Annotated in this window: 13 protein-coding genes; 1 reads left to right on the forward strand and 12 read right to left on the reverse strand. The window is 73.0% G+C overall.

Annotated elements, in window-relative coordinates:
- Window positions 1–52: 52 nt before the first annotated feature.
- The 3 genes from HKK74_RS21300 to HKK74_RS21310 all read right to left on the reverse strand — a co-directional run bounded on the left by HKK74_RS21300 (window position 53) and on the right by HKK74_RS21310 (window position 2,468).
- Entirely contained in the window at window positions 53–709 is a 657-nt protein-coding gene (locus tag HKK74_RS21300; protein WP_187245020.1) for a response regulator transcription factor, read from the reverse strand.
- Window positions 706–1,854: a sensor histidine kinase gene (locus tag HKK74_RS41515; protein ID WP_187245021.1), complete on the reverse strand. Its 1,149-nt coding sequence runs from the start codon at window positions 1,852–1,854 to the stop codon at window positions 706–708. The genes HKK74_RS21300 and HKK74_RS41515 overlap by 4 nt, the downstream gene beginning before the upstream one ends.
- A gap of 74 nt (window positions 1,855–1,928) precedes the next feature.
- Window positions 1,929–2,468 carry a metal transporter gene (locus HKK74_RS21310; RefSeq protein WP_187245022.1) on the reverse strand — a complete coding sequence of 180 codons (540 nt, stop codon included), beginning with the start codon at window positions 2,466–2,468 and terminating at the stop codon, window positions 1,929–1,931.
- Between the two features lie 88 nt (window positions 2,469–2,556).
- Here HKK74_RS21310 and HKK74_RS21315 point away from each other — a divergent pair, with 88 nt between their 5' ends.
- On the forward strand, window positions 2,557–2,700 hold the full coding sequence (locus HKK74_RS21315) for a hypothetical protein (RefSeq protein WP_187245023.1): 144 nt from the start codon (window positions 2,557–2,559) through the stop codon (window positions 2,698–2,700).
- A 30-nt stretch (window positions 2,701–2,730) separates the two neighbouring features.
- On the opposite strand, the gene HKK74_RS21320 is transcribed toward HKK74_RS21315, so the two are convergent.
- The 9 genes from HKK74_RS21320 to HKK74_RS21360 all read right to left on the reverse strand — a co-directional run bounded on the left by HKK74_RS21320 (window position 2,731) and on the right by HKK74_RS21360 (window position 14,406).
- A complete protein-coding gene (locus HKK74_RS21320; protein WP_187245024.1) occupies window positions 2,731–3,372 on the reverse strand; it encodes a D-sedoheptulose-7-phosphate isomerase in 642 nt (213 codons plus the stop codon).
- Window positions 3,369–4,172, reverse strand: a complete 804-nt coding sequence (locus tag HKK74_RS21325) for a cupin domain-containing protein (RefSeq protein WP_187245025.1) — start codon at window positions 4,170–4,172, stop codon at window positions 3,369–3,371. Before HKK74_RS21325 ends, HKK74_RS21320 begins: the two co-directional genes overlap by 4 nt.
- Window positions 4,169–5,602 (reverse strand): trehalose-6-phosphate synthase, encoded by a 1,434-nt coding sequence (locus tag HKK74_RS21330; RefSeq protein WP_187245026.1) that lies wholly within the window; start codon window positions 5,600–5,602, stop codon window positions 4,169–4,171. Before HKK74_RS21330 ends, HKK74_RS21325 begins: the two co-directional genes overlap by 4 nt.
- 41 nt (window positions 5,603–5,643) lie before the next feature.
- Window positions 5,644–6,573, reverse strand: coding sequence for a transketolase family protein (locus HKK74_RS21335; RefSeq protein WP_187245027.1), 930 nt, complete (start codon window positions 6,571–6,573; stop codon window positions 5,644–5,646).
- 70 nt (window positions 6,574–6,643) lie between these two features.
- Window positions 6,644–7,498 (reverse strand): transketolase, encoded by an 855-nt coding sequence (locus tag HKK74_RS21340; RefSeq protein WP_187245028.1) that lies wholly within the window; start codon window positions 7,496–7,498, stop codon window positions 6,644–6,646.
- Entirely contained in the window at window positions 7,488–11,333 is a 3,846-nt protein-coding gene (locus HKK74_RS21345) for a type I polyketide synthase (protein ID WP_187245132.1), read from the reverse strand. The genes HKK74_RS21340 and HKK74_RS21345 overlap by 11 nt, the downstream gene beginning before the upstream one ends.
- Window positions 11,333–12,394, reverse strand: a complete 1,062-nt coding sequence (locus HKK74_RS21350) for a ketoacyl-ACP synthase III family protein (RefSeq protein ID WP_187245029.1) — start codon at window positions 12,392–12,394, stop codon at window positions 11,333–11,335. Before HKK74_RS21350 ends, HKK74_RS21345 begins: the two co-directional genes overlap by 1 nt.
- Before the next feature lie 41 nt (window positions 12,395–12,435).
- On the reverse strand, window positions 12,436–13,470 hold the full coding sequence (locus HKK74_RS21355) for a ketoacyl-ACP synthase III family protein (RefSeq protein ID WP_187245030.1): 1,035 nt from the start codon (window positions 13,468–13,470) through the stop codon (window positions 12,436–12,438).
- A 63-nt stretch (window positions 13,471–13,533) separates the two neighbouring features.
- A complete protein-coding gene (locus HKK74_RS21360) occupies window positions 13,534–14,406 on the reverse strand; it encodes a phytanoyl-CoA dioxygenase family protein (protein WP_187245031.1) in 873 nt (290 codons plus the stop codon).
- Between the last annotated feature and the right edge of the window lie 37 nt (window positions 14,407–14,443).

Raw genomic sequence — 14,443 nt, forward strand, 5'->3', positions numbered from 1 at the left:
CCGTCGATGACGAGGATCTGCTCCGGCCGCGCGTCACCCGCCGGGTGCCGCGCTACCTGGTGTCGACGAGCCGGTTCTCCCACGCCCACGCGGCGATCCCCACCCGGTTGCGCACCCCCAGCTTGGTCTGGATGCCCGACAGGTGGCTCTTGACCGTGCTCAGCGAGATGAACAGCTCTGAGGCGATCTCCTGGTTGCTGCGGCCGCGCGCGAGGGCCCGGACGACCTCGAGCTCGCGGTCCGACAGCGGCGAGGACTGCGCGGCGCGGGACGGCGCCGAGGCGGCCGCCAGGTGCCGCAGTAGCCGGACGGTGACCGACGGCGAGACCAGCGCCTCGCCGTTGTGGGCGGCGCGGACCGCCTCGACGAGCAGGGCAGGCCCGGCGTCCTTGAGGACGAACCCCACCGCACCGCCGTGCACCGCCCCGTACACGTACTCGTCGAGGTCGAACGTGGTGACCACGATGACCCGCATCGGGTCGGGCACCCCCGGGCCGGCCAGCGCGCGGGTCACCTCGATGCCGTCGAGCCGGGGCATCCTGATGTCCACCAGGCACACGTCGGGGCGCAGCCGCCGGGCCATGGCGACCGCCTCGGCCCCATCGGGCGCCTCCCCGATGACGCTGATGTCGGGCTGGTCCTCCAGGATCAGCCGCAGCCCTCGGCGGATCATCGCCTGGTCGTCGGCTAGCAGGACCGAGATGGTCATCGGGGCTCCCTGGTGGGGACGGGCAGAGTCGCCCGCACGGACCAGCCGGCACCGGGCCGCGGTTCGGCGCGCAGCGAGCCGCCGAGCGTCTCGACGCGTTCGCGCATGCCGATCAAACCGTATCCGCCGCGGTGGTGGGGCCGGGCGGAGGCCGCCGGGGCGTCGTCGGTGACCTCGACTGTGACGCCCTGCGGGCCCTGCTCGACGGTGACCGAGACGGAGCGGGCCTTGGGCGCGTGCCGCAGTACGTTGGTCAGTGCCTCCTGGACGACGCGGTACACGGTGCTGGTCACCTCCGGCGGCCACTCCGCATCCCCGTCCGGCATCCTCAGCCGCACCTCCGGGCCCTGCCGGCGGAAACGCTCTACCAGCGCGCCGAGCCGCTCCGGCCCCGGGGACGCCGGAGCCGCGTCGTCCTCGTCGCGCAGCAGCCCGACGACCCGCCGCATCGCGGCCAGGGCGTCGGTGCCGGCGGCCTCGATCTCGCCGAGGGACTCGGTCACCTGCTCCGGGTTCCGCCGCGCGAGCACGTGGGCGCCCTGCGCCTGGATGACCATGCCCGTGATGTGGTGGGCCACGACGTCGTGCAGTTCCCGGGCGAGCTCCAGCCGCTCGGCCCGGCGCACCTGCTCGGCGGAGGCGCGCGACCGGGCGTCCAGCATCCGCAACGACAGCCCGGCCCCGACGGCGGCCAGCCAGAGCAGGCCGGCCATCAACGTCACCGACGTGCTACCGGAGGGCGGCGGCCCGGCGGCGAGCTGACCGGCGGCGACCACCGCCAGCCCGGCACCCGCGACGGCACCGGCCGGCACCGGCGGCAGGGCCCGGAGCGCGGAGCCGACCAGCACCGCCAGGCCCAGGGCCAAGGCCGGGCTGGGCTCGGCGGGAAGGTCGCGGTCGACCAGGAGTGTGACCAGGATCGCCAGTGCCGCGAGGCCGAGCCCCGCGACCGCCGGCCAGGGCGGCCGGCGCCACCCCACCAGCGCCAGCAGGCAAACCGCCACGGCGAAGACGCTGCCAGGCACCCAGTACCAAGCGCCCCAGGTCTGCGCGATGGCGGCGGCCTGGGCGGCGATCGCCGCGAGGAACACGGTGCCGAGCCCGGCCACGGAGGCGACCTTGACCCATCGCTCCGGAACGGTCACGCCGGCCAGATTACCGACTCGCCGTCCGCCGGCCGGGAAGACGGCGCCCGGCACGCCCCGGTTCCGTCCCACCCCTACTGCCGAGCCCGGCTGGGCAGCGACGGCTCCGCGGCCGAAGCGCCGGACCGCCGGCCGGGGGCGAACGCGCGCAGCGGCGGCCCGGCGACGAGGCCGCCGACCACCAGCATGGTGGCCATGGCCGTCACGCCGGTCGGCCCGGAAGCCCAGGTCAGCGCGGTCACCGCAACGCCACCCGCGGCGATGGCGACGGCCGGCCACGCCGGCAGCATTCTGATCGAGGAGCCGACGAGCACGGCGAGGGCCAGAGCCGCCATGGGCGACGGCTCCTGCGGCAGCTCCGCGACCAGGGACACCACGACGGCGACGGCCGTCACGGCCACGCCCGCAGCCGCGGTCCACAGCCTCTGCCGCTCGCGCAGCAGCGCGAGCGCGCACATCACCACCGCGACGGCGGTGGTGAAGATCCAGTAGGCCTCGCCCCAGCTGTCGATGAGCATGTACGCCGAGAAGGCGATGCCCAGGGCGAACACCACGCCCAGCCCGATGTCGACCAGCATCCCGCCCGGCCCCGTGGGCCGTTCCACAGTATTCATGGTGTTGAGACTAGGAAGCGGCGGCGCCGGTGTAACCGGCCGAAAGTACGGTAGCGGGCCGTGCGGGCCGTGCTTTGGACCGATTCCGATGCCGGGCGTCCAAGTCGCCGCCTTCCACGATGCCGCGGCGCACCACATCACGGGCATCGTGCTCCAGGCCCAGGCCGCCTTCGCCGCCTGGGCCTGGGAGAACCGGCTCATGGACCCCTCCAACGGTCAACGCGCCCAGTGACCGTGGTTGAAAGGCGTACGGCGGGTGGGGTCAGCCCGGATCACGTGCGGCGACGCGCTGTTTGAGGAGGCCGACGAGCATGTGGTTGACCGACAGCATGAGGTCCTCGAAGTGGAAGTTGTTGTCGTTCTTGCCGACCTGGCCGGGGAACCTGGAGGTTCCGGGGACCACCAGGCAGACCTCGGCCAGTTCTCTGCACCTGCCGCCGTCCCCCTTGGTCATGGCGAACGTCCTGGCCCCCGCCTCGACCGCGACCTCGAGGGCCTTCGTCACATTCACCGAGTTGCCGCTTCCGGAGTAGGCCATCACCAGGTCCTTGGCGGTGACGACGGGGGCCAGGGACGCCGCGAACATGTCCTCGGCGCCGATGTCGTTGACGAGCCCGGTCAGCTCGGCGGCCGATGAGCACAGATTGACGAAGGACAGCCGTTTGACGTCCGGCGGAAGCGGCCGGGTCTTGTCCTCCGTCACGAACGGGTGATGCTTGAAATCGCAGTAGAAGTGATCGAGGGTGCCGGCGTTCCCGCCGTTGGCCATGGCGTAGACGGTGCCGCCCCTGTCGTACGTCTCGAACAGCAACGCGGCGGCCCGTTCCAGGACGGCCACGGGGAACTCCTCGAGGATGCGGCGCTTCTCGTCGAGGTAGAGCTCGATGGTCTCGGCGAGGGTCACGACCGGCCGCCCGCGTGCTCGGAGTCGATCTGGCCGTGCCCGCGCCCGGTGTCGTCCTGCCACCGGATGACGTCGTCCAGTTCGGGGGTGGAGATCTCGATGGAGGTGTAGTCGGTTCGCGCGATCACCCGGTGGAGCTCCCCCGACGGGTTGGTCCAGCCCGAGCGAGGGCGGTGGACGGTGGTCGTCAGGCTGCCCAGGTCGATCATCGCGTTCAGGTCTTCCGGCGCGGTCGCTCCGCTCAGCACCGTGGCCTCCCCCTCGATGACGTAGTTCGTCTCCAGCTTGTACTGGTGGGATTGCAGGGACGACTGATGCCCCTCGGTCATCCGGATGCGTTTCAGTGCGTACGGGACGTCGGGAAGGCCGCGGGTGTACCAGACCTCACTGCCCCAGGGCTTGTTCACCGTGTAGTCCGAAATATCAGGACAGCTGCAGGTCACCGCCCGGAGCTCGGAGTCGGTCACCTCCGTCGTCTCTCCCAGGACGGAGCCGGCCTCGATGAGGATCGCCGGTTCGGCGTCGACGCCGGCGATCCGGTAGACGCATCCGGGAAGGGCGTGCCAGCCTTCCAGGTAGCCGAACGTCCTCGACTCGGTCTCGCCGTCGCCGCGCGGGGTCTCCAGCCGCACCCGGCCCGCGATGACCACGAAGCTCCGGTGGTCGCGGGTATGGGACCGGAACGGGGTGGCGTGCCCGGCGTCGATCGTGTGCTCCGCGAACAGATAGGCACCGGCGGCGGCCTGATCGGCGAGCCGGCTGGTGTGTCCGTAATCGGTGGTGACCTCGGTCGTCTTCATTGCTCCGCTCCTGTCATTCGATCCAGCCAGCTGGTCGCGTCCTGCTCGCGCAGCAGCCGTCGGGCCGCCGCCCGCCCCGCCGGGTCCGCACCGGAGGTCATCGCTTCGAACATGACCGAGGCGGTGGCCTCGACGTCGAACGGGTGCACCGGCGTCACGTGGTCGGCCAGTTGCTCGTAGGCGCCCGCGTTGACCGAGAGCAGCAGCCGGGCGCGCTCCCCGAGGTACAGGGCCTCCTTGGCGACCAGGTTCATCCCGTCGAACGTCGGATTCACCAGCGCCAGGTCGGCTCCCGCCAGGGCGGCCACCACGCAGTTACGCGTGGTCGCCAGGTCCGGAAAGATCATCGAGACGGCCGGCCGGCCGGGGACGCCGAACCGTTCGTTGATGTCGGCCACCATGTCCGCGCACTCGCGCTGGAGTTCGCGGGTGCGCTCGGTCGGGCGGCCGGGCGGCGTGGCCACCGCGCAGAACCACCACTCTCCGGCCAGCCCGGGTTCGCGCTCCAGCACGCTCCGGTACGCGGCGAAGCCGCGCGGCAGGTTCTTCCACAGATCGATGCGGTCGGCGCGGGCGATCACCCGACGGCCGTGGGCGTCCCGCTCCAGCCGCGCCCGCCACTCCGCGGTGGCCGGCTCGCCGCGCAGCCGCTCCACCATCGCGACGTCCAGCGGGAACGGGGCGACGGTGACCCGAGTCCGGTGCCCGTCGTACGTCACGCTCCGGTCGTCGACCACGCAGCCGGGCAGGAAGCGCGCGCAGCAGCCCAGGAACGCGCGCGCCCACCGGGTGCAGTGGAAGCCGATCACGTCGGCGCACAGCAGGCTGGTGAGGATCCGATCGCGGATGTACGCGGGGAGGACGCCGAAGTAGTCGGGTTCGCACCACGGCAGCCCCTGGAAGAACGCGACCCGGCCACGGCGTTCCGACCGCCGCCCGAGCATCTCCGGTACCAGGAACAGGTGGTGGTCGTTGACCAGGATGAACTCGTCCGCCGACCCCGTCATCAGCGTCGCCACCCGGTCGGCGTACGCCCGGTTGACCGCCTCGTAGGCCGGCCACGCCTCCGCGAGCCGTCCGTCCGGCTGCCGTGCGGTGTCGAGCAGGTAGTGGAACAGCCAGAGCAGCAGCCGTACGCCGATCGTCTCGTAATGCCGGTCGACCATCGCCTGCGGCAGGCGCAGCCGGTGTAGCGTCACGCCGCCGGGTAGCGGGGTCACCTCGACGGAGCCGTCGCCGGACGGGGCGATCGGTGGGTCGGCGGTCGGTGGTTCGGCAGTGTTGTCGATGGGCATCGTGCACACCCAGTCGCCCCCGTGCCGCCCGAGCAACGTGGCCAGCAGCGGCACCAGGCCGCCGGGCGAGCGGGGCAGCAGACCGGCACCGTCCTGCCACCGTGGTGCGCTGTTGCTGCAAACGATGAGTCTCAATCCGGTCGCCATCCTGTGGTCGGCGGGTGTCTCGGGCGGTCTCACCTCACGGCGTCCTGGAGGTGGGCGGCGATGCGGGCGGCGATCCCCGCCGCGTCCAGCCGATATCGGCGGTAGAGGTCCTCGGGTGGGCCGGCCTGCCCGTAGTCCGGTACGGCCAGCACGTCGAAGCGGGGCCGGCCGGGGAGGCTCAGCACGATACGGCCCACCTCGTCGGCGAGGCCGCCGACGAGGTAGTGGTCCTCGACGACGACCGCCTGCCGGTGCGTCCCGACCAGCCGCGCGACCGTCGCCCGGTCCACCGGCAGCGACGACACGTTGACCACGGTGGGCGTGACCCCGTCCGCGGCGAGCCGGTCGGCCGCCTCGACCGCGACCGGCACCGTACCGCCCATCGCGAAGACGACCACGTCGGCGCCCTCGCGGACCACGTGCGGGATCCCGAACCGGAACCGGTATCCGTCCGCGTGCACCTCCGGCTGCGACTGCCGGCACAACCGCAGGTAACTCGGGCGCCGGTCGGTCGCCAGGTGGGTCATCATCTGCCAGGTCTCGGTGCCGTCGGCGGGCTGGAACACCCGGACGTTCGGCAGGGTGCGCATCAGCGCCAGGTCCCGCAGCCCCATCTGGGTCGGCCCGTCCCGTCCGATCGCCAGTCCGGCGTGGGTGCCGACCAGGACCACGCCCGCGTCGTTGAGCCCGACCGTCTGGAAGATCTCCAGGAACTTGCCGGTCAGGAAGTGGCCGAAGCTCGCGACGAACGGCCGGAACCCCTCCTGCGCCAGCCCGGCGGCCACGCCGATGGCGTTGGCCTCCGCGATGCCGCACTCGAAGAACCGGTCCGGGAACTTCTCCTTGAACTGCAGCGTCCGCGTCGCCTTGGCGAGGTCGCAGTTCACCACCACCACGTGGTCGTACTCGCGGGCGATCTCGACCAGCGCGGTGCCGAACCAGTCCCGGGTCGAGGTCACCAGTGCACCATCTTTCTGTGCTTGTCGTCGGGATCCGGCGGGAGCCGGGGTGACGGTCGCCACGGGGGTGTCATGCGCCGCCCTCCAGGAGTGTCTCCAGGAAGTCGACAGCGGCCGCGTACTCCGCCGCCGACGGGAGGTCGCTGTGGCTGCCGTCCAGCAGGACCCGTCCGGGACCGAGCCGGCCCTTGCGCGTGTGGGCGATGATCGCCGATGGCCGGTCGGGCTCGCGTCGCCGCAGGGCGTCGCGCAACTCTCCGTGGTCGTGGCCGTCCACCTCATCGACGTGCCAGCCGAACGCGCGCAGTTTGTCCGCCAGCGGGCGCAGCGGCAGGATGTCGTCGACCGCGCCGTCACTCTGGCTGCCGTTGTGGTCGATGATGGCCACCAGGCCGGACACCCGGTGCGCACCGGCGTACAGGAACGCCTCCCACACCTGCCCCTCCTGGCATTCGCCGTCGCCGAGCAGGCAGTACGCGGTGGAGTCCCGGCCGTGGAGCCGCCGGGCCAGGGCCCGGCCCACGGCAACCGACAGGCCCTGACCGAGCGCACCGGTGCTGACGTCCACCAGCCCGAGCCGCGTACGGTCCGGGTGCCCCTGCAACCGGCTGTCCAGCGCTCGCAGCGTGCCGATCTCCTCGGCGGGCAGGTCGCCGTCGACGATCAGGGCGGCGTACCAGGCCGGAGCCGCGTGGCCTTTGGACAGGACGAACACGTCGCCGGCGGACCGGTCCGCGCTCCAGTCCATCTGGTCGAACTTCAGCACGCTGATGATGTCCGTACACGACAGCGACGAGCCGGCGTGCCCGGATCCCCCGCGGTGGATCATCTCCAGCAGGACGAGCCGGCATCGGGTCGCGAGCCGCGCGATCCGGGCCACGTCGGCGCGCTCGGCCGGGCCGGCGACCACTCCCTCACCCCGCATCGACGCTCCCGTTCCCGTTGCCGTTGCCGTTCCCGTTCCCGTTCCCGTTCGCGTTCGCGTTCGCGTTCCCGTTCGAGGCGGACACCAGCCCGGCGATGTAGTCGGAGACCGCGGCGATGGTCGGCTGCCGCCACAGCAGGGTCGTGGGCAGCGAGCACCGGAACCGTTTCTCCAGCCGCCGCCGGACGACCACCGTCAGCACCGAGTCCAGCCCCTGCTCGACCAGCGGGCGGTGCGGCGACAGATCGGTGGGGTCCAGCCGCATCTCCCCGGCGATCTGCACGCCGACCTCCTCGATCAGGAATGCGCGCAACTCCTCCGGTCCCAGGTCGGCGAACGAGTCGGCGGGCCGTACGCCTTCGGCGCCGTTCTCCCCGGTGGTCGGCACATCGATCACCGGGTACCGCAGTCCCGACAGCCAGCCGACGACGGCGCCGGCGCTGTCGGTCACCCGTACCTGCACCGTGTCGGTGCGCTCGTGGTCGAGCCACACCTCGATGTCCACGACGCCCGGTGGCTCTCCCACCGTGACCAGCCGATCGACGTGCGTGACCATGCGCAGCAGCGGGTCGCCGGGGAACGCGCTCGGCGCCACCGACATCACCGCGTCCAGAACCGGCGCCCACGTGCCGGCCGGTCCGCACCGGACCCGGGCGCGCAGCGCGCCGTGGCCGCGCAGCAGTTCCTCGACCGTCCAGTCGAACCCGGTGCCGGGTACGCCGACGGCGGCCAGCCGCTGCGTGACCGTGCCCGGCTCCGCCGGAGTGAGCGGCTGCGCCGGCGGGGTCGGCGCCTCTCCCGGTGTGCCGGGCACCGTGGCCGTGGCGATCATCTGCCAGGCGGCGTCCGGCTCGCCCGCGACGCGGGCGGCCAGCCGCAGCCCGGTCTCCTGCCGTACGACCTGAACCTCGCGGCGATCGGCGGTCAGCAACGGCGCCGACATCGTCACCTCGCCGAGCACCTGAGCGCCGGAGGCGGCGAAGAAGGTCGCCGCCAGCACCGCGGCCGGCACGATCTCCACGCCCTCGATGGCGTGGCTGCCGGGATAGGGCCGGGTCTGGTCGTCCAGGCCGGTCCGCCAGAGCCGGACATCGGTCCCCGCGAGGTCGATGCCGTCACCGAGCAGCGTGTGCGTGTCCGGGTCGTGGCCGCGACCGCCGGTGTCCGGGGCCGAGGGTGCGCGCCAGTGCCTGCGGCGCTGCCAGGGGTACGTGGGGAGCGCGACCGGCCCACCGGCCGGCTGCAGCCGGTGCCAGTCCACGTCGAGGCCGGCGCAGTGCGCCGCGGCCACGCCGGCCAGCAGAGTGGCCCGCCCGGGCCGGTTCCGGCGCAGCGACGCACCGACGAAGACGTCCTCGTGCCCGCCCGCGTTCAGCGTCTCCAGCACCGAGTGGGTGACCACCGGGTGCGGGGCGATCTCGACGAACGCGCGGTATCCGTCGGCCGCCGCCGACGCGACCGCGTCGGCCAGGCGTACCGGCCGGCGCAGGTTCGTCGCCCAGTACGCGCCGTCGAAGCCGGGCATCGCCCGTGGATCGTCCAGCGCCGTCGAGTAGACCCGGATGCCGGGGGCACCGGCCGTCAGGTCGGCCGCGGCGGCGGTCAACTCGGCCAGCAGCGGATCCATCTGCGGCCCGTGGAACGCCACGTCCGAGGCGACGCGACGGGCCGGGATCCCCTGCTCGAGCCAGCCGGCCAGCACCTCGGCCACGGCGCCGGTGTCGCCGGAGACGACCGTCGAGCCGGGCGACGACGCGATCGCGGCGACCACGTCGGTACGCTCCGCCAGCAGCCGCGTCGCCTCGTCGAACGGCAGCTGCACCATGGCCATCGCACCGCGACCGGCGACCCTCCGCAGCAGCCGGGACCGCCGGCAGATCAACCGGGCGCCGTCCAGGCGGCTCAGTGCCCCGGCCGTCACGGCGGCGGCGATCTCGCCGACCGAATGGCCGATCACCGCGTGCGGGCGCAGCCCGTACTCGCGCCACAGTTCGACCAGGCCGAGCTGCATCGCGAAGATCATGGTCTGGATCCGGTCCACCTCGGTCAGCTCACCCTCGGTGAGCGCCTCCCGCGGCGAGAAGCCGATCTCGGCGGCGAACACCGGCTCCAGCTCGTCGATGACGGCGGCGAACGCCGGCTCGGTCGCCAGCAGCTCCCGGCCCATGCCGGCCCACTGCGAGCCGTGTCCGGAGAACACGAACACCGGGCCGGGACCGGGATCGACGAGCACCCGCCCGGTGGTCACCGCGTCGTTCGGTGTGCCGGCCGCCAGGGCGCGCAGACCGTCGGCCAGCGCGGCCGGGTCCGCCGCCACCACCGCCCGGTGCGGCAGGTGGGCGCGGCGCAGCGCGAGCGTGTGCCCGACGTCCGCCGCCGGCAGGCGTCCGACGGCGTCGCCGAGGTTGCCGGCGGCCTGCCGCAACGCCGCCCGCGACGCGGCGGACACCGGATACAGCCGGCCCGCGGTCCCCTCGGCGGGCTGCGGTGCCGGCGGCGCCTGTTCGAGGACGACGTGGGCGACGGTGCCGCCGTAGCCGAAGGCGGAGACCGCGGCCCGGCGCGGGTGCGCTCCGTCATCGCCCCGGTCATCGCCCCGGTCATCGCTCCGGTCATCGCCCCGGCCTGGCCACGGCGTCGGCGCGTCGACCACGCGCAGTCCGGCGCCCTCCCAGTCGACGGCCGGAGTGGGCGTGTCGAGCCGGCTCGGCGGCAGCTCACCGCGATCGAGCGCCAGTACGGCCTTGACCAGGCCGGCAACGCCGGCGGCGCCTTCGAGGTGGCCGATGTTGGACTTGGCCGAGCCGATCAGGCACGGCCGCTCCGCCGGCCTGCCCGCCCCGTACACCGCGCCCAGCGCGGCGGCTTCGAGGGGGTCGCCGACCGCGGTGCCGGTGCCGTGCGCCTCGACGTAGTCGACCGTGCCCGGCTCGACGCCCGCCTGCCGCAGCGCGCGGCGCATGACGTGCTCCTGCGCCTGGCCGCACGGCGCCATGATGCCCACGGTGCGGCCGTCCTGGTTGACCGCACTGCCGCGGATGGTCGCGAGGACCCGGTCCCCGTCCCGTACGGCGTCGGCGAGCCGCTTGAGCACCACGACCGCGGCGCCCTCTCCCCGCCCGTACCCGTCGGCGGCGGCGTCGAACGACTTGCTCCGCCCGTCCGGCGCCAGCGTGCCCGCGGCGTCCAGGGTCAGCGTCTCGCCGGGGGACAGGATGAGGTTGACCCCGCCGGCCAGCGCCACGTCGGTCTCCCCGGCCCGCAGGGCCTGCCCGGCCAGGTGGACGGCGACCAGCGACGCCGAGCACGCCGTGTCCACCGCCAGGCTCGGGCCGCGCAGGTCGAGCGCGTACGACACGCGGTTGGCCACCGCGCAAGTGGCGGCGCCGATCCCGGTCCACGCCTCGATGTCGGGCAGGTCCTCCAGCAGCCGGTGCCCATAGTCGCCGGTGCAGACGCCCACGTACACGCCCGCGTCCGTGCCGGCCAGCGCGTCCGGCGACACCCCGGCGTGCTCCAGCGCCTCCCACGCGGTCTCCATCACGAGCCGCTGCTGCGGGTCCATCAGCTCCGCTTCGCGCGGCGAGAGCCCGAAGAACTCCGCGTCGAAGTCGGCCACCCCGGCCAGGAAGCCGCCGCGGGCGACGGTGCGGCGGACCGCCGCCGCGTACGACGGGCCGCGGTCGGCGTAGTCCCGCCAGCGGTCGGCCGGCTCCGGTCCGCTGGCGTCCCGTCCCTCGCGCAGCAGGTTCCAGTACTCGTCCGCCGAATCGGCGCCACCGGGCAGGCGGCAGCCGATCCCGATCACCGCGATCGCCTCGGCCGGTCGGTCCATCACGCATCGCCTCCATACGTCCGCGACCACACGGGCGACTCGAGAATCTCCACGACGGCGGCCGAGATGGTCACGCCGGGCCCATAGGCGAACATCAGCAGGTGGTCGCCGGGTCCCAGGCCGCCACTGCGGACCAGATGCTCCAGCGCGACGATCTGGTCACTGGCACCGCAGTGGCCGATGGTCCGGCCGAACTCCCAGGTCGACCGGGACGACGGGATGCCCAGCCGGTGCTCGCAGATCTGGTCGGCGATCTCCTGGGAGGTGTTCATGCACGCCACCCGGGTCACGTCGCCCGCCTTGATCCCGGCCTCCGACAGGGCCCGGTCGATCACCTCGGCCATCCGCTCGTCCAGCGTCACCAGCACCCCGGTCCCGTCGCCCTCGACGACCGCGCGCCGCCGGAACGCGTCGTTGTGCGCGGCGAAGTCCACCGTGCGCCCCTCGGTGACGCCGGGCGGGAACAGCGGCTCGGCGCAGCGGTGCATCTCCTCGGCCTGCGACACCGAGACCGAGCACACCGACGCCAGCCGGGCGAACCCCGGCTCGGTATCGAGCACGACGGCGCTGCTCGCGTCACCGGCGACGGCCCCGGGCAGCATCCGCCACCGGTCGACCAGCGGAGTGCCGTAGTTGTCGGCGGCGACCAGCAGCGCCGCCTGGCGGCCGGGCCCGGCCCGCAGGTAGCCCGCGGCCAGCTCCAGGGCGGTGAACATGCCGTTGCAGCCCTGTTTGAGCTGAGCGGACAGAACGCCGTCGCCGACCAGATGCCGTTGCACGTACGCCTGCGGCGGCCAGCCCTCCGGGCCCTGATGCCAGGTCGAGGTGTACAGCAGCAGATCCAGATCGGTGGGAGACCGCCCGCTGCGGGCCACCGCGCTCCGTGCCGCGCGCAACGCCATCTCCGGTGCCGGGACGTCACCGGCCACCGCGACCGAGGCGAGCCGATGAAGCTCGACCTCCTCGGCCGGGTACCAGCCCGCCGCCACGGCGTGGTCCACGCCCACCGTGCCGGGCAGGTACGCCCCGACCCCGCTGATGTACATGTCCGCCGTCTCCATGCCGCCTCCCGGCTAGAACTCGATCACCGACGCGCGCCCGCTCACTGGTACTCCCGCGGAATGTCGAGGATCCGCAGTACGGTGCAGGCCATTGCGGTGCCGGCGCCGAGCCCGACGAGCAGCACGTTGTCGCCGGGGGCCAGCGCCCCGTCGGCCAGCAGGTGTTCGAGGGCGACGAACTGGTCGCTGACCCCGAGGTGCCCGATGCGGGCGCCGTACTCCCAGGTGGTGTCGGCCAGGGTCAACCCGAGCCAGTTGAGCCCGCGGTGCTCCAGGTCGTCCCAGCGCCCGTGCTGGAAGGCCACGCGCGCCACCTCGTCGAGCGTGATCTCCGCCTCCTTGAGCGTGCGGTCGACCAGCTCCATCAGCGTCGTCTGGATCGCCAGCATGACGGCGGCGCCGTCACCGGCGAGCAGCCGCTTGCGGAACTCACGGTTGCGCGCGGCGAAGTCCAGCGGCCGGCCCACGGTCGCGTCCGGCGGGAACATCGGCACGCCGCCGTCGTTGACCGCCTCGGCCTCCGGCAGCACGATCACGTTGACCGACCGCACCTCGGCGAACCCGGTGTCCGTGGTGATCAGCAGCGCGCACCCGGCGTCGCCCATCACGGTGCCCTCGATCATCCGCCACCGGTCGACCAGCGGGGTGCCGTGGTTGTCGGCGCCGACCAGCAGCGCGGTGCCGCCCGGCCGCAGGTACCCGGCGGCGAGCTGCAGCGCGCTGAACATCCCGCAGCATCCGTGCCGCAGTTCGACGGCCAGGACGTCGCCGCCGACCAGGTGCTGCTGCAGGTAGTACTGCGGCTCCCAGCCCTCCGGCCCCTGGTGCCAGACGTCGGAGTACAGCATGAGGTCGAGGTCGCGCGGTGACAGTCCGCCGGAGCGTTCGAACGCGTGCCGGGCGGCGCGCAGGGCCAGCTCCGGGGCCGGCACGTCGCCGGCCACCGCCGCACCGCCGAGGCGGAAGTACTCCACCTCGTCGGCCGGATAGCGGCCCTCGGCGACGGCCGTCTCGATGCTGACCACCGGTGGCAGATGGACGCCGATACTGCGCAGGTACAAGTCGGATGTACGCATCTGTCTCTCCTTCAGCGCGGACCCGCCGCGGCACGGAGCGGTGGGGTCGAAAGCCGTCGGGCCTCACCGGGTGTCGGACATCGCAGCGGGGTCCGCCGACCCGTCGCGGAGCAGCAGCATCGGATCGTTCAGCTCGTACAACCCGCACATCGGCGGGCAGGCCTCGTAGCCGAGGAGCCGCTGGATGTCCTCGGGGTAGCCGCGGACCACGTCCAGCGGTACGGACAGGTACTGGTTCTCCTCCTGGCGGAGGTTGCCGAGGTCGTAGGCATACGACAGGCCGGTGCGGGGCGCGTCCGAGGCGTTGACGCCGGCCCCGTGGTACGTGCTGCCGAGCCACAGCAGCGCGGAACCGGCCCGCATCTCGGCGGGCACCGCCTCGTCGTCGCGGGGCGCCCGCTCGTCGCCCCACCGATGGCTTCCCGGAATCACGCGGGTGGCACCGGTGCGCGCGGTGAACTCGCTAGCGGCGATCATGACCTGAACCCGGCTCTCCGGGCCCGGGTGGGTACGGAGGTGGGCCGTGTCGTCCCGGTGCAGACTCTGGATCGGCACACCGGGCCAGGTCTGGATGGCCCGCGATATGCCGAGCTGGATCGTCGGCACGAGCTCCACGCGATGCTCGCCGAGCCAGGCCTTCACCGGCCGCTGCAGGAAGTGCCGCGCTGTGCCGAGGAGGTGCGGCTGCCGCATGATCGTGACCGAACGCGCGGTCCGGCGTACCAGTCCTGGGAGGATCCGGGTCTTCTCGCCGACCAGCCGCCCGTCGCCGTCCGGCTGGCGTTCCAGGGCCGGCCCCAGGTCGTCCCACAGACCGCGGAGCGTTTCGGCGTCGACGAAGTCCTCGATGATCACTGCTCCGTCACGGTCGACCACGTCTATCGCCTCGTCGACCGCGGCCGACGCGGACAGGGTGGTCAGCTTGGGATCAGTCATTCCGGCCTCCGGGGAGAGCGCAGGGGGCTGGCTTTCG

This window comes from Actinomadura alba (genome assembly GCF_014323705.1).
GTDB lineage: Bacteria > Actinomycetota > Actinomycetes > Streptosporangiales > Streptosporangiaceae > Actinomadura_C > Actinomadura_C alba.

Coding starts and splice junctions, on each gene's coding strand:
- HKK74_RS21300 (WP_187245020.1), bottom strand. CDS start 709: ATGACCATCTCGGTCCTGCTAGCCGACGACCAGGCGATGATCCGCCGA.
- HKK74_RS21310 (WP_187245022.1), bottom strand. CDS start 2,468: ATGAATACTGTGGAACGGCCCACGGGGCCGGGCGGGATGCTGGTCGAC.
- HKK74_RS21315 (WP_187245023.1), top strand. CDS start 2,557: ATGCCGGGCGTCCAAGTCGCCGCCTTCCACGATGCCGCGGCGCACCAC.
- HKK74_RS21325 (WP_187245025.1), bottom strand. CDS start 4,172: ATGAAGACGACCGAGGTCACCACCGATTACGGACACACCAGCCGGCTC.
- HKK74_RS21340 (WP_187245028.1), bottom strand. CDS start 7,498: ATGCGGGGTGAGGGAGTGGTCGCCGGCCCGGCCGAGCGCGCCGACGTG.
- HKK74_RS21345 (WP_187245132.1), bottom strand. CDS start 11,333: ATGGACCGACCGGCCGAGGCGATCGCGGTGATCGGGATCGGCTGCCGC.
- HKK74_RS21350 (WP_187245029.1), bottom strand. CDS start 12,394: ATGGAGACGGCGGACATGTACATCAGCGGGGTCGGGGCGTACCTGCCC.
- HKK74_RS21355 (WP_187245030.1), bottom strand. CDS start 13,470: ATGCGTACATCCGACTTGTACCTGCGCAGTATCGGCGTCCATCTGCCA.
- HKK74_RS21360 (WP_187245031.1), bottom strand. CDS start 14,406: ATGACTGATCCCAAGCTGACCACCCTGTCCGCGTCGGCCGCGGTCGAC.